This window comes from Dickeya sp. Secpp 1600 (assembly GCF_003049805.1).
GTDB classification, from domain to species: domain Bacteria; phylum Pseudomonadota; class Gammaproteobacteria; order Enterobacterales; family Enterobacteriaceae; genus Dickeya; species Dickeya fangzhongdai.
In genome coordinates this window covers 796,361-816,341 of the sequence record NZ_CP023484.1, presented here as the reverse complement: position 1 = coordinate 816,341, position 19,981 = coordinate 796,361, and the positions used below count along the sequence as shown (strand labels likewise).

21 protein-coding genes are annotated in these 19,981 nt (G+C 60.3%); 9 read left to right on the top strand and 12 right to left on the bottom strand.

Features of this window, described 5'->3' with window-relative positions:
- Positions 1–21: 21 nt before the first annotated feature.
- Positions 22–1,533 (bottom strand): CoA-acylating methylmalonate-semialdehyde dehydrogenase, encoded by a 1,512-nt coding sequence (locus CPA59_RS03790; protein ID WP_107758719.1) that lies wholly within the window; start codon positions 1,531–1,533, stop codon positions 22–24.
- 312 nt (positions 1,534–1,845) lie between these two features.
- Between CPA59_RS03790 and CPA59_RS03785 the strand changes: the two genes are divergently transcribed.
- The gene (locus CPA59_RS03785; RefSeq protein WP_038917916.1) at positions 1,846–2,703 is read left to right on the top strand and encodes a MurR/RpiR family transcriptional regulator; all 858 of its coding nucleotides are present in this window, start codon (positions 1,846–1,848) and stop codon (positions 2,701–2,703) included.
- A 223-nt stretch (positions 2,704–2,926) separates the two neighbouring features.
- Positions 2,927–3,733, top strand: a complete 807-nt coding sequence (gene dkgB, locus CPA59_RS03780; RefSeq protein ID WP_100848966.1) for a 2,5-didehydrogluconate reductase DkgB — start codon at positions 2,927–2,929, stop codon at positions 3,731–3,733.
- A 66-nt stretch (positions 3,734–3,799) separates the two neighbouring features.
- Here the strand turns inward: dkgB and yafC are convergent, their stop codons facing one another.
- The gene (gene yafC / locus CPA59_RS03775) at positions 3,800–4,687 is read right to left on the bottom strand and encodes a DNA-binding transcriptional regulator YafC (RefSeq protein WP_038662113.1); all 888 of its coding nucleotides are present in this window, start codon (positions 4,685–4,687) and stop codon (positions 3,800–3,802) included.
- 106 nt (positions 4,688–4,793) lie between these two features.
- On the opposite strand from yafC, the gene CPA59_RS03770 reads away from it, so the two are divergent.
- Positions 4,794–5,969 carry an MFS transporter gene (locus CPA59_RS03770; protein ID WP_107758718.1) on the top strand — a complete coding sequence of 392 codons (1,176 nt, stop codon included), beginning with the start codon at positions 4,794–4,796 and terminating at the stop codon, positions 5,967–5,969.
- Positions 5,970–6,033: 64 nt separating this feature from the next.
- Here the strand turns inward: CPA59_RS03770 and CPA59_RS03765 are convergent, their stop codons facing one another.
- The 4 genes from CPA59_RS03765 to CPA59_RS03750 all read right to left on the bottom strand — a co-directional run bounded on the left by CPA59_RS03765 (position 6,034) and on the right by CPA59_RS03750 (position 11,081).
- Positions 6,034–7,455: an APC family permease gene (locus CPA59_RS03765; protein WP_162942906.1), complete on the bottom strand. Its 1,422-nt coding sequence runs from the start codon at positions 7,453–7,455 to the stop codon at positions 6,034–6,036.
- A 97-nt stretch (positions 7,456–7,552) separates the two neighbouring features.
- Positions 7,553–8,707 carry an iron-containing alcohol dehydrogenase gene (locus tag CPA59_RS03760; RefSeq protein ID WP_107758716.1) on the bottom strand — a complete coding sequence of 385 codons (1,155 nt, stop codon included), beginning with the start codon at positions 8,705–8,707 and terminating at the stop codon, positions 7,553–7,555.
- Positions 8,708–8,718: 11 nt separating this feature from the next.
- Positions 8,719–10,089 (bottom strand): aspartate aminotransferase family protein, encoded by a 1,371-nt coding sequence (locus tag CPA59_RS03755; RefSeq protein WP_038662126.1) that lies wholly within the window; start codon positions 10,087–10,089, stop codon positions 8,719–8,721.
- A 167-nt stretch (positions 10,090–10,256) separates the two neighbouring features.
- Positions 10,257–11,081, bottom strand: coding sequence for an AraC family transcriptional regulator (locus tag CPA59_RS03750; protein ID WP_100848963.1), 825 nt, complete (start codon positions 11,079–11,081; stop codon positions 10,257–10,259).
- 182 nt (positions 11,082–11,263) lie between these two features.
- Here CPA59_RS03750 and ddlA point away from each other — a divergent pair, with 182 nt between their 5' ends.
- Positions 11,264–12,364 (top strand): D-alanine--D-alanine ligase, encoded by a 1,101-nt coding sequence (gene ddlA / locus CPA59_RS03745; protein ID WP_107758715.1) that lies wholly within the window; start codon positions 11,264–11,266, stop codon positions 12,362–12,364.
- A gap of 45 nt (positions 12,365–12,409) precedes the next feature.
- On the opposite strand, the gene CPA59_RS03740 is transcribed toward ddlA, so the two are convergent.
- Both CPA59_RS03740 and CPA59_RS03735 read right to left on the bottom strand, forming a co-directional pair.
- The gene (locus CPA59_RS03740; RefSeq protein WP_038662136.1) at positions 12,410–12,694 is read right to left on the bottom strand and encodes a YciI family protein; all 285 of its coding nucleotides are present in this window, start codon (positions 12,692–12,694) and stop codon (positions 12,410–12,412) included.
- 14 nt (positions 12,695–12,708) lie between these two features.
- Positions 12,709–13,104 (bottom strand): VOC family protein, encoded by a 396-nt coding sequence (locus tag CPA59_RS03735; protein ID WP_038917908.1) that lies wholly within the window; start codon positions 13,102–13,104, stop codon positions 12,709–12,711.
- A gap of 89 nt (positions 13,105–13,193) precedes the next feature.
- On the opposite strand from CPA59_RS03735, the gene CPA59_RS03730 reads away from it, so the two are divergent.
- Together CPA59_RS03730 and CPA59_RS03725 are read left to right on the top strand one after the other, a co-directional pair.
- Positions 13,194–13,376 carry an N-acetyltransferase gene (locus tag CPA59_RS03730; RefSeq protein ID WP_236883934.1) on the top strand — a complete coding sequence of 61 codons (183 nt, stop codon included), beginning with the start codon at positions 13,194–13,196 and terminating at the stop codon, positions 13,374–13,376.
- A gap of 74 nt (positions 13,377–13,450) precedes the next feature.
- Positions 13,451–13,690 (top strand): DinI family protein, encoded by a 240-nt coding sequence (locus CPA59_RS03725; RefSeq protein ID WP_013316433.1) that lies wholly within the window; start codon positions 13,451–13,453, stop codon positions 13,688–13,690.
- On the opposite strand, the gene CPA59_RS03720 is transcribed toward CPA59_RS03725, so the two are convergent.
- Positions 13,656–13,856 carry a hypothetical protein gene (locus CPA59_RS03720; RefSeq protein WP_049854533.1) on the bottom strand — a complete coding sequence of 67 codons (201 nt, stop codon included), beginning with the start codon at positions 13,854–13,856 and terminating at the stop codon, positions 13,656–13,658. The genes CPA59_RS03725 and CPA59_RS03720 overlap by 35 nt on opposite strands.
- Positions 13,857–14,088: 232 nt before the next feature.
- Between CPA59_RS03720 and CPA59_RS03715 the strand changes: the two genes are divergently transcribed.
- Both CPA59_RS03715 and CPA59_RS03710 read left to right on the top strand, forming a co-directional pair.
- Positions 14,089–15,525: a glycoside-pentoside-hexuronide (GPH):cation symporter gene (locus tag CPA59_RS03715; protein ID WP_038917907.1), complete on the top strand. Its 1,437-nt coding sequence runs from the start codon at positions 14,089–14,091 to the stop codon at positions 15,523–15,525.
- A 35-nt stretch (positions 15,526–15,560) separates the two neighbouring features.
- Positions 15,561–17,111 carry a glycoside hydrolase 43 family protein gene (locus tag CPA59_RS03710; protein WP_107758714.1) on the top strand — a complete coding sequence of 517 codons (1,551 nt, stop codon included), beginning with the start codon at positions 15,561–15,563 and terminating at the stop codon, positions 17,109–17,111.
- A 190-nt stretch (positions 17,112–17,301) separates the two neighbouring features.
- On the opposite strand, the gene CPA59_RS03705 is transcribed toward CPA59_RS03710, so the two are convergent.
- On the bottom strand, positions 17,302–18,027 hold the full coding sequence (locus tag CPA59_RS03705) for a YnfC family lipoprotein (protein ID WP_038917905.1): 726 nt from the start codon (positions 18,025–18,027) through the stop codon (positions 17,302–17,304).
- 96 nt (positions 18,028–18,123) lie between these two features.
- Here CPA59_RS03705 and CPA59_RS03700 point away from each other — a divergent pair, with 96 nt between their 5' ends.
- Entirely contained in the window at positions 18,124–18,747 is a 624-nt protein-coding gene (locus CPA59_RS03700; RefSeq protein ID WP_038917903.1) for a LysE family translocator, read from the top strand.
- Positions 18,748–18,756: 9 nt separating this feature from the next.
- On the opposite strand, the gene CPA59_RS03695 is transcribed toward CPA59_RS03700, so the two are convergent.
- Positions 18,757–19,302, bottom strand: coding sequence for a GNAT family N-acetyltransferase (locus CPA59_RS03695; protein WP_038917902.1), 546 nt, complete (start codon positions 19,300–19,302; stop codon positions 18,757–18,759).
- 138 nt (positions 19,303–19,440) lie between these two features.
- Positions 19,441–19,863 carry a hypothetical protein gene (locus tag CPA59_RS03690; protein ID WP_038917900.1) on the bottom strand — a complete coding sequence of 141 codons (423 nt, stop codon included), beginning with the start codon at positions 19,861–19,863 and terminating at the stop codon, positions 19,441–19,443.
- Between the last annotated feature and the right edge of the window lie 118 nt (positions 19,864–19,981).

Sequence of the window (19,981 nt, the reverse complement as noted above, 5' to 3'; positions counted from 1 at the left end):
GCTCCCGCAAGTCAGGTGGAATTACTCCAGCGTTGGCATCACAAAACTACTGGCGTGCTGCTCCAGCCGCACGCTGGCCGGCCAGCGGCTGGTGACGGTTTTCATGCGGGTGTAGAAACGCACGCCGTCGTTGCCGTGCACGTTGAGCGCGCCAAAAATGGAGCGCTTCCAGCCGCCGAAGCTGTGGAACGCCATCGGCACCGGGATCGGCACGTTAATCCCCACCATGCCCGCCTGCACCTCTTCACTGAACTGGCGGGCGGTTTCGCCGTCGCGGGTGAATATCGCCGTGCCGTTGCCGTATTCGTGCTGGTTGATCAGGGTCAGCGCGGTCTGGTAATCCGGTACGCGCACCACCGACAGCACCGGGCCGAAAATTTCTTCCCGGTAGATCTGCATCTGCGGCGTGACGTTGTCAAACAGCGTCGGCCCGACGAAATAGCCCTGCTCATGCCCCGGCACCCGAAGTCCGCGGCCGTCGACCCGCAGCGTGGCGCCCTGATCGATACCGCTTTGAATATAGCCGGTAATCTTGTCGCGGTGCGCGCCCGAAATCACCGGCCCCATGTCGTTTTCCTTGCCGTCGACCAGGCCGGGGCCGACGCGCATGGCGGCGACCTGCTGCTCCAGCTTGCGGCACAGCGTCTCGGCGGTGTCATCACCCACCGCCACCACCACCGACAGCGCCATGCAGCGCTCGCCCGCCGCGCCGAACGCCGCGCCGAGGATGGCGCTGGCGGCCATGTCCATATCGGCGTCCGGCATCAGGATGCAGTGGTTCTTGGCGCCGCCCAACGCCTGACAGCGCTTGCCATGAGCCGACGCGGTGCGATAGATATACTCCGCCACCGGGGTGGAGCCGACAAAGCTCACCGCCTGTACGCGCGGGTCGGTCAGCAGCACGTCCACCGCTTCTTTATCACCCTGCACCACGTTGAACACGCCGTCCGGCAGACCGGCCTCTTTCAGCAGCTTCGCCAGCAGCAGCGACAGCGACGGGTCCTTCTCCGACGGTTTAAGCACGAAGGTATTGCCGGTCGCCAGCGCGATCGGGAACATCCACATCGGCACCATCGCCGGGAAATTGAACGGCGTGATCCCCACGCACACCCCCAGCGGCTGCATCAGCGAATGGCTGTCCACGCCGGTGCCGACGTTGGCGGAGTGCTCGCCTTTTTGCAGATGGGGAATACCGCAGGCGAACTCCACCACCTCCAGCCCGCGGGTCAGTTCGCCCACCGCATCGGAATAGACTTTGCCGTGCTCTTCGGAAATCAGCCGCGCCAGCGTGTGCAGGTTCTCTTCCAGCAGGGCTTTGAAACGAAACAGGATGCGGGCACGACGCAGCGGCGAGTGCTTCGCCCAGTCGGGAAACGCCGCCGCCGCCGCGCTGATGGCCTGCTTCACCTCGTCGGCGCTGCTCAGCGCCACCTGACGAATCTGTTCGCCGCTGGCCGGGTTAAACACCGGCGCGACGCGCGCGCTGTGGCTGGGCGCGATTTCGCCGTGAATGAAATTGGATACGGTTTCCATGGTTACACCTCTGCAGGGGTTTAGGGTGACAGATGGCTGATATCGACTTACTGTATATGAAATAAAAATTCCATTTTAATAAAAAATAAAACAAATGTTGATTATTGTGATCCAGGATAGATTTTCCGGTAAACGGCAGGTAACCAGCGTTTAACCGGCTTTTTACGCGGTTTCATCAGCCGGTAACGCACAGAAAAACTGAATTATTCATTCTATTTTTTACCGAAAAAATGACAAATCGGTTTGAAATGCCGGTTCAACTCACTAGAATCGGATCAACAGCATCCCGCCGGGATGACGGAGAACAACACTATGGCTATGGCGACCAGCCTGAGAGAATTACAGGAGCAGATCCGCGCGCGGTACGACTCCCTGAGCAAGCGTTTGCAGCAGGTGGCGCGCTACGTGCTGGACAACACCAACAGCGTGGCGTTCGACACCGTGGCGGTGATCGCCGAGCAGGCGGACGTACCGCCCTCCACGCTGATCCGCTTCGCCAACGCCTTCGATTTCAGCGGTTTCAATGAAATGAAACAGCTGTTCCGCATGAATCTGGTGGAGGAAACCGCCAGTTACACCGATCGGGCGCGGCTGTTTCGGGAGATGGAAGACACGGTGCCGGAACGTCCGCAGGACATCCTGCACGAATTCGCCCGTTCCAACGCGCAGGCGATGCAGCAACTGGCGGCGCGCACCCAGCCGGAAGACCTGGAAAAAGCGGTCGACCTGCTGGCGCAGGCCGACACGATCTACATCGTCGGACTGCGGCGCTCGTTCAGCGTCGCCACCTACCTGTCCTACGCGCTGAGTCATCTGGAAAGCCGCCCGGTGCTGGTCAACGGACTCGGCGGCATGTTCCGCGAGCAGTTGTGCCGCCTGAACGCCAAAGACATCGTGGTGTCGATCAGCTTCTCGCCGTACGCGCAGGAAACGGTGATGGTAAGCGAAATGGCCGCCAGCGCGGGCGCGCGCCAGATCGTGATCACCGACAGTCAGGTAAGCCCGCTGGCGACGCTCAGCGATGTGTGCTTTGTGGTAAAAGAAGCGCAGGTGGACGCGTTCCGCTCCCAGTCGGCCACGCTGTGTCTGGTACAGTCGCTGATGGTGTCGCTGGCCTATCGTCAGGGCAACAGCCTGCGCCAGCGCGAAGAAGGCCAGAAAAGCGCCTGACTGCTGCATCCATTATCGATTTAAGTTAAGGGAAGCCCCGGTGTTGTGCCGGGGCTTTTTTCCGTCTCTGCTTTTCTGCCGCTACGTTCCTATACCTGTACCGCCGGTCTTCCGCCGTATTATTGCTGAAGCAGCAAAAAACCTCTGCGTTTGTTCACCTTTTTCACAGAGTCGCGCCTCGTGATAATTCTCTGCTTTATTCCTGTGACAAACGAGGTCAATCATGGCAGTTCCTGCATTCGGGTTAGGTACGTTCCGCCTTAAAGACGAGGTGGTGATCGCATCGGTCAAAGATGCACTGGCGCTGGGCTATCGCGCTATCGATACCGCGCAGATTTATGACAACGAAGCGGCGGTGGGTCAGGCGGTGGCGGAAAGCGGCGTGCCGCGCGGCGAGTTATATCTCACCACCAAAATCTGGACCGAAAACCTGAGCCGGGAAAAACTGATCCCCAGCCTGAAACAGAGCCTGCATAAGCTGCGCACCGATGATGTGGATCTGACGTTGATCCACTGGCCGTCGCCCGGCAACGCCGTCAGCGTGGCGGAATCCATGCAGGCGCTGGTGGAGGCGAAACAGCAGGGGCTGACGCGCGAAATCGGCGTGTCCAACTTCACCATCGCGCTGATGCAGCAGGCGATTGACGCCGTCGGCGCCGGGCAAATCGCCACCAACCAGATAGAGCTGTCGCCGTACCTGCAAAATCGCCGCGTGGCGGACTGGGCGCGGGCGCACGGCATCCACATCACCTCGTATATGACGCTGGCCTACGGCAATGCGCTGAAGGATGCGGTCATTGGCGCGATCGCCGCGAAGCATCAGGCCACGCCCGCACAGGTGGTTCTGGCCTGGGCGCTGGCGCTGGGTTACGCCGTGATCCCGTCATCGACAAAACGCGAGAACCTGCAAAGCAACCTGCTGGCGCCAACGCTGACGCTGGATGCCGACGACATGGCGGCCATCGCCGCGCTGGAACGCCATGGCCGACTGGTTAGCCCGGACGGGCTGGCGCCGGAGTGGGATCGGTAATCCGGTTCTGGCGAATAGCCGTCAGGCCCATGCCGCCTTGCCGCACGCCGGACGGTTTTTGCTTTTTCACCGCGTCACCTGCTCGCTCAGAAAATCGATAAACGCCCGGATGCGGGTGCTGACGGCGCGGTCGCTGTAATAGACCGCGCTGAACGGCATCGCCACCGGCAGGCGCCGATCGGCAAGCAGTTCCACCAGCTCGCCGCGGGCGATTTCCCCGTCAATCATGTAATCCGACAGGCAGGCGATGCCGTTGCCCGTCAGGCTCAGTTGCTTGAGGGTTTCGCCGCTGTTGGATGATAACCCCACCTCAATCTCATACAGTTGACCGTCTGCGCGCGCCACCGGCCAGGTGTTGAGCGATACCGGCTCGGTAAACCCCAGACAGAGATGCTGCGCCAGCGCATCCACATGCTGCGGCGCGCCGTGTTTCGCCACATAGTCCGGCGAGGCGACGATCTTGCGATAGCTGGTAAACAACGGGCGGGCGCGCAGGCTGGAGTCGGTCAGCGTTCCGGCGCGGATCGCCACATCGACCTTGCGCTCAATCAGGTTGATAAACGTCTCCGACGACACCAGCGACAGCGTCACCTCCGGGTAACGCTCGCGAAACGGTTTGACCAGCGGCATCAGCAGGTGCAGCACTACCGGCGTGGCGGCGTCGATACGCAACAGACCGCGCGGCGTGCGCCGGGTTTCCATCAGTTCGGTTTCCGCCGCCGCCATCTCCTGCAATATCTGCTGTACCCGACGAAAATAGCGCTCGCCCTCTTCCGTCAGGCTCAGTTGCCGCGTGGTGCGGTTCAGCAGGCTGACCCCCAGTTTCATTTCGAGTTTTTTCACCGCCCGGCTCACCGCCGAGTTCGCCAGCCCGAGCTGTTCCGCCGCCCGGCTGAAGCTGCCGCTTTCCACCACCGAGACAAAAATCGCCAGTTCTTCCGAGGTCGCCTTCATTTTTGCTTCTCCAGCAAAATTCCATTGAGATTTTAGCTATTTTTGTTATTTAAGCAGTTCTCCATACTGATCGCCATTATTCGAACCCCGTTCTATGGAGATAATTATGCCGCTGGCGTTACTGGCTCTGACCATCAGTGCCTTTGCAATTGGCACCACCGAATTTGTGATTGTCGGCCTGGTGCCGACCATCGCCGACCAACTGGCGATCTCGCTGCCCTCGGCAGGACTGCTGGTTTCCATTTACGCGCTGGGCGTCGCCGTGGGCGCGCCGGTGCTGACCGCGCTGACCGGCGCGCTACCGCGCAAACCGCTGCTGGTCGGGCTGATGGCGCTATTCACCGCCGGCAACCTGTTGGCCTGGCTGGCCCCCAACTACGCCACGCTGGTGGCGGCGCGATTGCTGACCGGGCTGGCGCACGGCGTGTTTTTCTCGATTGGCTCCACCATCGCCACCAGTCTGGTGCCGAAAGAAAAAGCCGCCTCGGCGATCGCCATCATGTTCGGCGGACTGACCGTGGCGCTGGTGACCGGCGTACCGCTGGGTACCTTCATCGGCCAGCACGCCGGCTGGCGCGAAACCTTTCTGGCCGTCTCGGCGCTGGGAGTGATTTCACTGTTAAGCAGCCTGATGCTGGTGCCGAACACCATCCCCGGTAGGGCCATCGCCAGCCTGAAAGCGCAGTTGCAGGTGCTGACTCACCCCAGGCTGCTGATGATCTACGCGATTACCGCGCTGGGTTACGGCGGCGTGTTCACCGCCTTCACCTTTCTGGCGCCGATGATGCAGGATCTGGCAGGGTTTAGCCCGGCCGCCGTAAGCTGGATTTTGCTGGGTTACGGCGTGTCGGTGGCGATTGGCAATCTCTGGGGCGGCAAACTGGCGGATCGCCACGGCGCGGTGCCGGCGCTGACATTTATCTTCGCCGCGCTGGCGCTGTTGCTGCTGGTGTTCCAGTTCACGGCATCTATTCAATACGCGGCGCTGGCGACGGTGCTGGCGATGGGGGTGTTCACATTCGGCAACGTGCCGGGCCTGCAGGTCTATGTGGTGCAGAAGGCCGAACAGTATGCGCCCCACGCCGTGGACGTCGCCTCCGGTTTAAACATTGCGGCGTTTAACGTCGGCATCGCGCTGGGGTCGGTGATTGGCGGGCAGACGGTCGCCCGCGGCGGACTGGCGCAAACCCCGTGGATTGGCGCGGTGATTGTCGCGGCGGCGCTACTGCTGATCACGCTCAGCGGCCGGCTGGACAGGCAGCCTCGTCCACTGCTGGATTGAAAAAACAGCGCATGCCGGGGACTCTTCTCCCCGGCAGGACACTTCTCCCCGGCATGTTCCGCCGTTATCCCTGCGAATCCATGTTCTCCAGCGTGAAGGCGCGCCCCGTTTGCCGGGGCCAGCAGGCGAACAGATACCCCGCCAGCGCCATCCCCACCACCGCCCACGGGATGAAGAACACCAGTTGTGACGAAGACCCGCTCAACACGTCCATGTTGTCGCTCACCATCAGCAACGCCACGCCCATCAAGACTGCCGAGCACAGCGGCGCCCAAAGGCGACTCCAGGCGGACGCCGAATAATGGGGCGCGCGATGGAAGAACATCACTACCGCCACCGATACCCCGCCCTGCAGCAGCAGGATCGCCATCGTCGCCACCGCCGATCCCCAGGCGAAGATATGCATCATCGGGTCCGCGCCGCTCGCCGCCAGCACCAGCAGCAACGTCAGCATCATCAGGGTCTGCACCAGACTGGCGACGTAGGGCGTGCCTTTGTCGCCGCGCACCCGCGCCATCTTCGCCCACAGGACGCCGTCGCGGCTGATGCTGAACAGGTAACGGGAAATGTTGTTGTGGAACGCCTGCGCGGCGGCGAACAGGCTGGTGATCAGCAACAGCGACATCACCTGTTCCGACCAGGGCCCCAACAGGCGGCTGGCGACGTCGAACACAAACCGCCCCGGATTGTTGAGCGCCTGCTCGCGCACCTGATCCAGCCCATACGCCTGCACCATCGCCCAACTGGTCAGCGCGAAGAACAACGTGATTAACGTTACCGCCAGCAGGGTGGCGCGGGGAATGGTTTTGGTCGGCTCCCGACACTCCTCGCCGTAAATGGCGGTCGATTCGAAACCAATAAAGGCGGCGATGGTGAACACCAGCGCGATCCCCAGATTGCCCTGCTGGATCACCGAGGGCGTAAAGGAGGCGAACGTCAGCGGTTGCGGTCCGTGCGACCACAGGATCGCGATGTCGGTCAGCAGCACGATGCCCACTTCCAGCAGCATCAGAATGCCCAGCACCTTGCCGCCGATCTCCACGCTTTCGATCCCCAGATAGCAGATCACCAATAGCATCGCGCCGCTGTACGCCCACCAGGGAAAATTGACGCCGAGATGATCCTGCACGTACATCTGGCTGAAGAAACCGAACAGCGCCACCACCGCGATCTGGATGGCGAAATAGGCCAGCAGCGCCACCGTCAGCGCGCTCACGCCGGTGCGCTGCCCCAGCCCCAGCGCGATGTAACTGTAAAACGCGCCCGCGTTGGTCACATAACGGCTCATGGCGATATAGCCAAAGGAGAACACCAGCAAAATCGCCCCGGCCAGCACATACATGGCGGGAATGCCCGCGCCGTTGCCCGCCGACATCGCCACCGGCAACCCGCCGATCACCCCGGTCAACGGCGAAGCGGCCGCGACCACGAAAAACACCAAAGACCACAGCCCTAGGCTGTTCTTTTTCAGTTGATTCTCTTTCATTTCGGCCCTCGCGATCTCGCAGCGGGTTGATAAGCTGAAGGACGTCACCGCCGCGCCGGCGGCAGTGCGTCCGTGTGGTTGTGTCTACATGGTTGTGTTACAGGCAGGCCCGGTACAGGGCTTCCACCTCATCCCGCGTGGCGATGCGCGGGTTCTGCTGCAGGCTGAAGCCCATCGTCTGCACGCAGTTGTCCGCCATCCACGGAATGTCTTTCTCATCAACGCCCAGATCCCGCAGCGTAAAGTTCAGCGCCAGCGTCCCCAGCAACTGCCGGACCAGCACGATGCTGCGCTGGGCCTGTTCTTCTTCGCTCAGCGCCGCGACATCGTCGCTCATCGCCCGCGCCACCGCGGCAAACCCGGCCACGTTGTCGCGCCAGGAAAACGCCATCAGCGCCGGATAAAGCGCCGCCAGCCCCTGACCGTGGGTGATGTTGTACAACCCGCTCAGCGGGTGTTCCATCGCGTGCGGCAAGCCGCAGGCCGACAGGCCAATCGCCATGCCGCCGAGGGTATTGGCCCAGCACACCTGATCCCAGGCGTCCAGATCGCCGGCGTCGCGCCAGACGCGCGGCAGATAACGCGCCAGCAGGCCGATGGCTTCCCGGCTCATGATCGCGCTCATCGGCTGAACATAGCGCCCGACCAGCGCTTCGATGTTGTGGCTCATGGCGTCAAAGCCGGTAGACGCCACCATCGCCGGGGTCTGGGTCACCATCAGCGTCGGGTCGATGATGGCGGTGTGGGCGAACAGCGCCGGGCTGACGAACACCAGTTTGTCGTGGGTGGCCGGGTTGGTGACTACCGCCACGCAGTTGCCTTCGCTGCCGGTGCCCGCCGTGGTGGTCATCAGCACCAGCGGCAGCGCGTCGCCCGCCGGGGCGGGAACGGATAAATACTCGACCACCGAACCGGTATGCTTCGCCATGAAGGCGATGGCTTTGGCGGCATCCATCACACTGCCGCCGCCGACCCCCAGCACCACGTCGCACTGGTGCATACGCGCCAGCCGCGCGCCGTCATCCACCGTAGTGCTGAGCGGGTTGGACTCGATGCGTTCAAACAGAAAACAGGTCACGCCGCTGGCCGCCAGCGCGTCCGTCACCCGGTCCAGCAGGCCGGTTTTGCGGCAACTGGCGGTGCCGGTCACCAGCAGCACCTTGCGGCCCAGCTGCGCCACCACCTGCCCGACCCGCTGCGACTCGCCGCGGCCAAAGCACAGGTTGACCGGTTGTCGATAAGAGAATTTCATGGCGTCACCTCTCATGCCGGCGTCGCCGACAGGGCGGCGGCCTTCACCTGCTCCACCACCTGCGCTACCGAGGCTTCGAACGCATCCAGCGCGTAATCCAGCTCCTCGTCGGTGATGGTCAGCGGCGGCAGGAAGCGGAACACCGCCAGATTATTGATGGTGAAATTCACCTGAATGCGCCATTTCTCCACCATCAGGCCGGCAATGGGCGCGGAGTAGTAGTCGCCGAGCGACGCGCGCAGCGCTTCCGGCATCGGGCAAAATTCCATGCCGATCATCAGCCCTTTGCCGCGCACCTCGCGGATCACGCCGGGGTAGCGCCCCTGTACTTCGCGCAACCGCTGCATCATGCGCTCGCCTTTACGCGTCGCCATGCCGCACAGATCGTTTTCAACGATGAACTGCAACGCGCCCAACGCCGCCGCCGCGCTGAGGGTATTTTCCTGATAGGTGGCGGTGTGGTGATAACAGGTTTCGATGGTGCCGTAGGCCGCTTCGTACAGCGCTTCGGTACACAGGTAACCGCCGAACGGCACCAGCCCGCCGGACAATCCTTTGGCGAACACGATGCAATCCGGCACCACGTCTTCGTGCTCGCAGCACCAGAACGTGCCGGTACGCGCCGCGCCGCACTGGATTTCATCCAGCACCAGCAACGTGTCGTAACGGTCGCACAGCTCGCGCGCGGCCTTCAGATACCCCGCCGGCGGCACCAGAATGCCGCCTTCGCCCTGAATCGGCTCGACCACGAACGCCTTGTACTTACCGGTGGAGAGCGCCGCCGCCAGTTCGTCGACCGAGCCGTAGGCCACATGGTCGATGTTGCCGAGCGTCGGCTGCTGGCCGAAGCGCCATTTGTCCTTGCCGCCCAGCGACACCGCGCCGGAGGTCTTGCCGTGAAACGCGCCCAGCGTCGCCAGCAGGTGGGTTTTCTCCGGCTTGTGGCGGGTGCCGAGCTTTACCAGTTTGATCATGCCTTCGATGGCTTCGGCGCCGCCGGTGGCGGTGCCCATTTTGGTGAGTTTGCCCTGCGGCGAGAGCAGCGCCATGTTATGCGCCAGCGCCGCCGTGACGCTGTGGTAGGAGATGGCGCCCATCATGAACAGGCGATTGTCGAAACACTTCTGCAGGCAGGACCAGACGAACTCGTTGTTGTTGCCGACCGTCACCACCCCAACCGCGCCGATCATATCCAGATGCTTGTCGCCGTTGTCGTCGATAAAGGTGCTGCCTTCCGCCCGTACGAAATACTTGGCATGCCCATCCAGCGACCGCATGCGGTTCAGGTGGGTCAATTGCAGTTCCCGCGTTGTTTTGCCATCCAGCGCAATCGCTTCGTCAATGGTATAGAACCCCGGCACAACCTGTTTTGCATCCGCCATAACACCCTCGCTCAACTCTGATTGATGAAGAAAGAAAAACGTTCTGTGAGCTGTTTATAGCGGGATGGCGGGGTAGGAAAATAGAATAAATCGGCACAGGCCACGGTGCAGAACCGGCGTTGTTTTGGTGCATTTTCGCACTAAAAAAAGGCACCCGCGCAAAGACGTCAACACTGCCGGATGCGGTGCTGATAACGAATGGCCTGAATCCCCGCCAGATAGGCTTTCGGCGAGCAGGAAGCGAAGTCTTTAAATTCGCGCAGGAAATGCGACTGATCGGCATAGCCGAGCCGCTGGGCCAGCATCGCCATGTTCTGCGCCTCGCCCTGATTGAGCAGCGACAACGCGCGCTGAAAGCGGATGGTGCGGCAAAACGCCTTGGTGGACATGCCGCAGTGGTCGTGAAACAGCCGGTGGATATAACGGGCGGAATAGAGGGTTTTCCGCTCCAGCTGTTCAACCCGGATCACGCCGTCATGCGCCATGATCAGATCGATCATCTGCAACAGCAACGGCGGAGAAACCCTACCCATCTGGCGGGAAAAATAGGCCAGAAACAGCGATACCTGCTCACCGAAATCCCGACTGTCGGCCAGCCGCTCCACCAGCCGCCCGGCGCCGGGCGCCGCGTCCTGAAACGCTATCTCCTGCCCGGCCAGTTCGCCGGCGGACAGATCCAGCAACGCCGGCATCACGCCCGGCATAAAGCGTACGCCGAAATAACGTTCTCCCGGGCTGAGTCGGGTCGCCTGCGCCGCCTCGGTGCTGCCGCATACCCGCCCGAACGGCGCGTCGCGATTGATGTTGAACAGAATATCCACGCTGCCGTCCGGCACTGCCAGCGTCACCGGCTGTTCTCTGGCCACGGAAAAACAGTAAAAATGCGCAATCGGCGAGTCGATAAGCGCCTTTTTCAGGTAATCTTCAGCAGCATTGATCACAAACCAGGGCTGCAGCGGCCTGACTGCGAGCGACGTTGAACCGGTACGCATACCCTTCTCCTGTTGCGCATGTCTTCCGGATGAGCAATTTCTGCGCCAGAACCGGAAAGGCGCCGCCGCCGGCCGGAAAAAAGTCCCGCGTTGCGGCATGAAGTGATACTCTTGCAACCACAGGTCAAATGACGTCTTATCAAGCGGTAAACAGTACAACGATCCATAATGGAAAGAGTGATATGAGTAAAATTCGGGTTGGCGTGGTTTTTGGTGGTAAATCCTCTGAGCACGAAGTGTCACTGCAGTCCGCAAAAAACATTGTAGACGCCATTGATAAAACGCGGTTCGACGTGGTGTTGCTGGGCATCGACAAGCAAGGGGAATGGCACGTCAACGACGCCTCCAACTATCTGCTCAACGCCGATAACCCGGCGCTGATCGCCCTGAACCGCACCAGTCAGAACGTGGCGCTGATCCCGGGCCAAACCCACCATCAGTTGATCGATACCGCCAGCGCCAGCGCGCTGTCGCAGATTGACGTCATTTTCCCGATCGTTCACGGCACGCTGGGCGAAGATGGTTCGCTGCAAGGGCTGTTGCGCATGGCGAACATTCCGTTTGTCGGCAGCAGCGTGCTGGGATCCGCCGTCAGCATGGACAAAGACGTCACCAAACGGTTGTTGCGCGACGCCGGCCTGCTGGTGGCGCCGTTCGTCACCCTGACCCGCGCCAACCGCGCCCGCCATCCTTATGACGACGTTACCGAACAACTGGGGCTGCCGCTGTTCGTCAAACCGGCTAATCAGGGGTCGTCCGTCGGCGTGAGCAAGGTGCGCAATCAGGCGGAATTCGAGCGGGCGGTGGAGCTGGCGTTCCGCTACGACCATAAAGTGCTGGTGGAATCGGCGATTGTCGGCCGTGAAATCGAATGCGCGGTGCTGGGCAACGACTATCCGAAAGCCAGCCTCTGCGGCGAAATCGTGCTGCACGACGAGTTCTACTCCTACGACACCAAATACATCAACGAAGATGGCGCGGCGGTAGCGATTCCGGCGGCGATGGACGACGAGGTGCACCAGCATATCCGCGATATCGCCCTGCGGGCTTTCCAGACTCTGGATTGTCAGGGTATGGCGCGGGTAGACGTGTTCCTGACGCCGGACCAGCAGGTCATCGTCAACGAGGTCAACACCCTGCCCGGTTTCACCAACATCAGCATGTATCCGAAACTGTGGGAAGCCAGCGGCCTCAACTACACCGACCTGATCACCCAGTTGATTGAACTGGCGCTGGAGCGCCACGCGCAGGATAGCAATCTGCAAAGCTCGGTGCGTGAGTGATGGATGCGCTCCGGTGCGCGCGCGGCGCATACCGGAGCGTATTACTCAGATGCGGCTGAGGGCCGCGAAGGTATCAACGGTCATGGACGGTTGGAAATCGATCACCTCGTAGTTGGCCACCGCCTGAAACGGATCCTGCTTTAGAAAATCCTCCAGCTCTTCCCGTTCGACGCTCTTGGCCAAAATCACCCCCCCGGTACGCGGATTTTTACGCCCGGACGCCACAAACACGCCTTGTTCATATCCCCGTTTCAGCCAGGTCACATGTCGTTCCAGCAAGTTTTCCACTTCATCCAGCGGCGCGTTGTATGTCAGATTGATGATATACATGGTTATTCTCTTCGTTATAAGTCGGCATTCGGCCAGCGCCCTTGCTGCAACACTACCCGGTAACCGTCGGGATCACGGAAAGTTTTGCCCTGCCGCTCCCAGTAAGGATTAAATGACGCCACTACGCTGAACCCGGCCTGCACCATGCGATCGCAGGACGTCTGCCACCCTTCATGGTCGGAAACGTACAGCACCAGTAAATCGTCTTCCGTCGGCGCTGGCATGACCGGATGAGTATGACAAACGGTAAACTCAAGGTGCCAGGCCAGCCCCCGCCGACCCAGCATAACACCACTGAAGCCGCCGTGTTGCGCAAAGGAGCCTAATTTCTGCAACCCCAGCCCGTCACAGTACATCCGCTCGCTTCGTTGCAGGTCCGTTACCGGCCGCGCCACGCGTAATGTGGTCATGCGTTACTCCTTCTTATGGCTGAAAAGTCTTATGGTTGAAGAGTCTTATGGTTGAAAAGTTTTATGGTTGAAAAGTTTTATGGTTGTTGATGCGCCAGTTGGAAAAGCATGCGCGTCTGGCGGGTTGTCGGGTGATCCGGCTGGAAACCAGCATACATCAGCCGCAGGCGATCCGGCTCTATCTGCGTCATGGCTATCGCCAGCGCGGGCCGTTTTTTCCCTATGGCGACGATCCGCTTAGCGTTTATATGGAAAAAACGATCGCTGGCTGATCCTAAAAAACCGATTGCAGAACTTTGAATCAATGCTGTATATTTAGCCAGTATTTTTCATGGAGATGCAGCTAATGTACGTAGAGTTGGTTTACGATAAAAGAAACGTGAGCGGGTTACCCAACGCGGCGGAGCAGATTAAAAACGAACTCGCCAAACGCATTCATCGGGTATTTCCGGACGCGGAAATCAAAATAAAACCGATGCAAGCCAACGCCATTAATTCCAACGCCAGCAAGCAGGATAAATCCACCATTAACCGGATTATCGAAGAGATGTTTAACGAAGCCGACGAATGGCTGACGCCGGAATAATGGCGGTCAGGCCGGTTTCCTGTTTCGCTCGCGGCACCGCTTCGCCGCTGCAAACGCCATCATGACCCGCTAACCGGATCGTTGCCGGGCGCGCCTGACCGGCATAACCGTTCCCGGCGGTTCGCAGGCTGCCAGCGGTCAGCGGACCAGCCAACGGCCACCACATTGTTATACCACCCCGCCACCTGACTGACAGGTTAATAGACTGTATTTAAAAGCAAAAAAACCTATCCCTGCCGTCACCCGTCTACTCTTCTTCCACAAATTCGTGAGCGGTATAACAGATACCAGTAAACATAATCGGCATAAGAAATTCCGCAATAGTCACCCGTTCAACTAACCACAACAATACGCGGGAACAAAGCAAACGCTGCTTTTATCCATCATCGGAGTTTCCAATGACTAACAATAACAAGTTAAGCACGGCGGAAAAAATCGGTTTCGGCATGGGAGACGCGGCCTGCGGCATCGTCTATTCCTCTGTGACCATGTTCCTGACCTATTTTTATACCGATATTTACGGCATTTCCGCGGCGGCGGTGGGCGTGATGTTTCTGGTAACCCGCGTACTGGACGCCGTCGTCGACCCAATGATCGGCCTGCTGGCTGACCGAACCCGCACCCGCTGGGGACATTTTCGCCCCTGGTTGATCTGGTTCGCGGTCCCGTACGCCGTCATTGCTGTACTGACCTACACCACGCCGGACCTGGCCGGCAGCGGGAAACTGGTTTACGCCTACATCACCTACACCCTGTTGATGATGTTCTACACCTTTATCAACATTCCCTACTGTTCGCTGGGCGGGGTCATCACCACCGACGAAAAAGACCGGCTTTCCGCCCAGTCTTACCGCTTCACCATCTCTTCCGCCGCCGGGCTGCTGGTGTCGGTGGGAACCCTGTGGCTGGTGGACTGGATCGGCCGCGGCGATAAGCAGCTCGGCTATCAGGGCACCATGGCGGTGATGGGCGTATTGGCCGTCATCATGCTGATTTTCTGCTTTTTCACTACGCAGGAGCGAATCAATCCACAGGTGGATCAAGGGCAGAACGTCTGGGACGATGTGAAAAATCTGCTGAGCAACGACCAGTGGCGCATCGTCGCCGTCATTACCTTTTTCTCCAGTATGGCCGGCGTGATGCGCGGCGCCGCCACGCTGTACTACGCCACCTACCTGATGGTTGACCCGGCACATACTGGTGCCGTCGGCACCGCGATGAAAAGCGCGTTTATCACCACCAGCGTGGTCGGCACCATTATCGGCGCCATGCTGGCCGGTTATTTCGCCAAACGCTACCGCAGCCTCAGCCTGTTCAAAAACATCAACCTGCTGCTGGTCGCTACCGGTGTGGTGCTGTTTTTTGTGCCGCCCACCTGGCTTGCCGTGGTGTTTCCGCTGTATTTCCTGGTCGGTTTCTTCCACCAGATGTATCAGCCGTTTAAGTGGAACATGATGGCGAACGCCGCCGACTACGGCGAATGGAAAACCGGCCGCCGCATCACCGGCCTGTCTTTCTCCGGCAATCTGTTCGCTCTCAAGCTGGGAATGGCGGTCGCCGGGGCGCTGGTCGGGTTCGCCTTGGGCTGGTTCGGCTATGTGGCGGGCTCGCCCACCCAGACGTCGCTTGCCACCACCGGCATCATTGGCCTGCTGAGTATCGGCCCGTCGCTGTCCTACCTGATTCTGTACTGGCTAACGCGTTTCTATAAACTGGATGACAAGACTATGGAACAGATCCAGACCGACCTCGCACGCCGTCATGCCGCGCCGCAGCCGGCGCCAGAGCAGGACGACGGCGTCAATCCGCACCTGACCCCGCGCGGCGTGGCCTGACCGTTAAGGAGAAGAACAACGTGGAACCTTCACCGATGACATCCCCCTGGAACCCGGATCGGGGCGACGGCCGCTACCGTAACCCCATTCTGTTCGCCGACTATTCCGACCCCGATATCGTGCGGGTGGGCGACGACGTTTATCTGGTGTCGTCCAGTTTTAATCACATGCCGGCGCTGCCGATCCTGCATTCGCGGGATCTGGTGAACTGGACGCTGATCAACCACGTGTTTGCGCGTTTCGACCTGCCGGGCTACGAGCGGTTTCAACCGGGAAAAGGCGTCTGGGCGCCCAGCATCCGTTACCATGCCGGGAAATTCTGGGTGTTTTTCAGCACGCCGGACGAAGGGATCTTCATGTGTCAGACCGACGAGCCGCGCGGCGACTGGAGCGCACCGCATTGCGTGAAGGCAGCCAAAGGCTGGATCGATCCCTGTCCATTCTGGGACGACGACGGCAGCGCCTGGCTGGTTCACGCCTTTGCCTTCAGCCGCAGCGGGCGCAAGCACCAGCTTCAACTGTGCCGGATGAGCAGCGACGGCCATCAACTGCTGGATGAAGGCCGGATTATCGTCGACGGCACCGCCAGTCAGCCAACGCTGGAAGGCCCGAAACTCTACAAGCGCAACGGCTGGTACTACATTTTTGCCCCGGCCGGCGGCGTGCCCACCGGCTGGCAGACGGTGCTGCGCGCCGCATCGCTACAGGGGCCGTGGCAGGCGCGCGTGGCGCTGCATCAGGGGTCTTCCGCCGTTAACGGCCCTCATCAGGGCGGCTGGGTCGAGCTGGAAAACGGCGAGAGCTGGTTCGTGCATTTTCAGGATCGCCACGCTTACGGCCGTGTGGTGCACCTGCAACCGATGCAATGGCAGGATGACTGGCCGCTGATCGGCGCGCCATCGGGCGACGGCGGCCCGGGCGAGCCGGTGGCGGAAGCGGCCATGCCCGCCGTCAGAGCAAACAACATCCGCGCCCAGCCGGCGACGTCTGACGATTTCACGGCCGACCGGCTCGGTTTGCAGTGGCAATGGCAGGCCAACCCCGATGCAGGCTGGTACGAACTGCGCCGACCTGGACTACGGCTGTGGTGCCAGCCGATGCCACAGCGTCATGGCGTGCCGTCCTGGTATGACGTTCCTAACCTGCTGATGCAGAAATTTCCGGCGGAGACCTTTACGGTCACCACCCGGCTACGGGCAACGCTGAAAAACGTGGGCGATCGCTGTGGGTTGATCGTCTACGGCGAGCGCTTCGCTTTTCTGGGGCTGGAAAAAACGGCGGACGGCGTAGCGCTGACAAACGGCTATGGCTGGATGACCGACGCGCAGGAACTGCGCCAGTACGCCGGAGCGACATTGCCTTTTGAGGAAGCGCACACGCTTGAACTGCGGGTGACGGTGCTGCCGAACGCACGCTGCCAGTTCGCGTGGCGCACGCCTGACGGCGGTTTTACCCCGGTCGGGGAGCCTTTCGCCGCCGGGCCGGGGAAATGGGTGGGCGCCAAAATCGGGCTGTATGCGCTGTCGTTACCGGAACAGCACGGTCAGGGCCGCGCCGACGTCGATTTTTTCCACGTTACCCCCTGAACGCCAGTCGCGGCCCTCATCCGGGCCGCACCGGCAAACCGCCGGCTGTATTCAACCCACGGCAATGGCTGTATTACGACAATGACCGCATGCACGCGCAATGACCGCGGCGGCGGTCACGCAGAATCGCGGTCGCCGCATTAAACGATCGCCGCTAAATAGCGGCTCCACGCATAAGAAAAGGCGCAGCCTAGTAATACTCGATTTTGGTGGTATGCGTCAGAGTGGTGACCGTTTGCGCAGCGCCTTTGCCGTTCGAGACCAGCACCTGACACAAACGCGGATTGAAATGCTGGTCATACTGACAACTGGTGCGGGTCACGCTGACCTGTTCGTTGTTTTCCGTCACGATAACGGTGGCATCAAGCCGTTTTTGCGCCGGCGCATCGTTGCGCATCTCGACCTTAGTCACGTTGCCGTTTTCCGGCGAGACAAACGTCATGCTGACCGGGAAGCCGTCGTCGTCGTAGCGATAGCTCGCCAGCGGCGTCGGCTTATCGCGGTAAACCACCTCGGCGATGGCGTGTTGGTCGTTCGAACGGTAGCTCAGGCGGCCATCGGTGGTTTTCGCCAGTTGGCAGTGATCCGTCAGTTGAAACAGCGCCTGACGATCGCTCTGCTCCACCAGCGTCTGCCCATCGCGCACCAGATCCAGGTCGAGATTCATCGACGGCTGATAGGTACGCAGCGCAGCGAGGCACCCTTCGGCATCAAATTCGCCCTCGACATAGGCCGTCACCTTGCCGGCCTCATCGGTCTGGGTTTGCGTAAAGCGTTTGACCTTTCCCCGCAGCGCATCAAAGCCAAAGATATTGGAAAGCCCGGCCAGTACCGGGTTCACCGGCTCTGCGGCCGGTTTCAGGTCACACCCGGCCAGTAATACCGAGCCCGCCAGCAGCGTGGCGCGTAGTTTCATAGTCCTTATCCTGGATACCTGTTGAATCGCGTCAGTTTACGCCAATTCCAAAAGAGAGGATAAAGATAACTATCCATCACAACCAAGGAGCAGGGAATGGGCAGTGACATACTGGCTATCGCCGCCATCGGCGGAGTACTGGCGCTCGGCGCCATGAGTCCGGGGCAAAGTTTCATTCTGGTCGCGCGGACCGCGCTGGCTTCATCCCGGCGCAATAGTCTCGCCGTCTCGCTGGGGATGGGCGTCGGCGCAGCCATCTTCGCGCTGGTGGCGTTGCTGGGCCTGCAATCGCTGCTGCTGGCGGTGCCCTGGTTATATCAGACGCTGAAAATCGCCGGCGGGATTTACCTGCTGTATCTGGCGTTTACCCTGTTTCGCGCCAGACCAGACCACGCCGCGCCAGCGCTGCACAGCGGCCACGAGCCGCCTCAGACGCACGCCTTTCGGCTGGGGCTGTTGACGCAACTCAGCAACCCGAATACGGCGCTGGTGTTCGGCGGGGTGTTCGCCGCGCTGCTCAGCCAGCACATTGCGGGCTGGATGTACGTGGCGTTGCCGTTGCTGGCGTTCGTGATCGATTTTCTGTGGTATGCGCTGGTGGCGTTGTTGCTGTCTTCCAGCGGGCCGCGCGGCGCCTATTTGCGGTTCAGAACGTTATTTGACCGCCTCAGCGGTACGGTGATGGCGGCGCTGGGCATCCGGTTGCTGCTGCAAAAATAGACCGGCGCCTCATGCCGTCGCCATCGCCGGCGACGGCATCATATAAACGGCAACGGTCTCCTGCCGCTGGCGGGAAGCCAGAAACACATGGCGCATTCCCAGCGAATGAAAACCGCATTTGAGCAATACCCGGCCGGACGCCACGTTCTGCGGCAAATGACAACCGTAGATTTTCTCAACATGCAGTTGGCTAAAGGCAAACTGGCATAGCGCCAGGCTGGCTTCGGTGCCGAATCCCCGTTGCCGGAAATCGGCGCCCAGCCAGTAACCGATCTCCGGCTGGTCGGTTTCCAGCGACACCAGCGAAATCGAGCCAATCAACTGCTGACTCTGCGATAAACAGATGGCGTAGGCCACCCCTTTACGCCGCTCCCAGTTGCTCTGCAAATCGGCAATCCAGTTGACCACCGTTTCACGCGGGCAGGGATAGGGAATCAGCATGGTCATAGCGGAAATATCGGGCGCGCTGTTCAGCAAGGTGCAGACATCAGTGACGTCCTGCGCCTGCAGCGGCCGCAATTGCAGATGTTCAGTGGTCAGGGTAGGTTGCCGCATCAGATTCTCCTCATCAGTCATGTCCACGGGCGCTCTGTTAGGTGGCATCATGGCGGAGAATGGTTCCGGACCGGCGACGCTTGCGCCGGCCCCGCATGCAAAGGATGATAGCCTGTCGTCCTCGTTGGTCGACAACCCTCAGGAATACAGGCTGTTCGCTGCCTGCTCGCTTTCCTCACGGGAGAATCCCCCGTAAGTCATGGCGGAGATAAACGCAGCGCGGTCGGTCGTGGGGTAAACCTTTTCATGCAGCACCAGCCGGCCAACTTCTTCCGCAGTTAACTGTGGAAACTGCTCATGAATACCACCTACGACATCCCAACTGGCGTACCCCAACATGCGGATGATCCCCGCGATCTCCTGCGGTGAGGTTTCATCCTGGTAAGTCGAGTGAATCACATCGGCTATCAGTTTCGAGGTCAGCACATTGACTTTGGACACATCGCTATAACGGCTGCCCAGAGATTGAACAATATGATTGATGGCTTCTTCCGGTCCATAGCCTCTTTCACGGATTCTGGCTAATACCGATACCATTTTGTCTCTCAGATCGATAAACATAGTGCTGTTCCTTCGTCAAAGTCGATAATCAACCCGAAGAGCGCGAAGGCTATCCCTGAAGTATGAACAGATTTCCTTAATGGTCGCGTCTGGGATTTTTCTGCCGGCCTGACGCTGA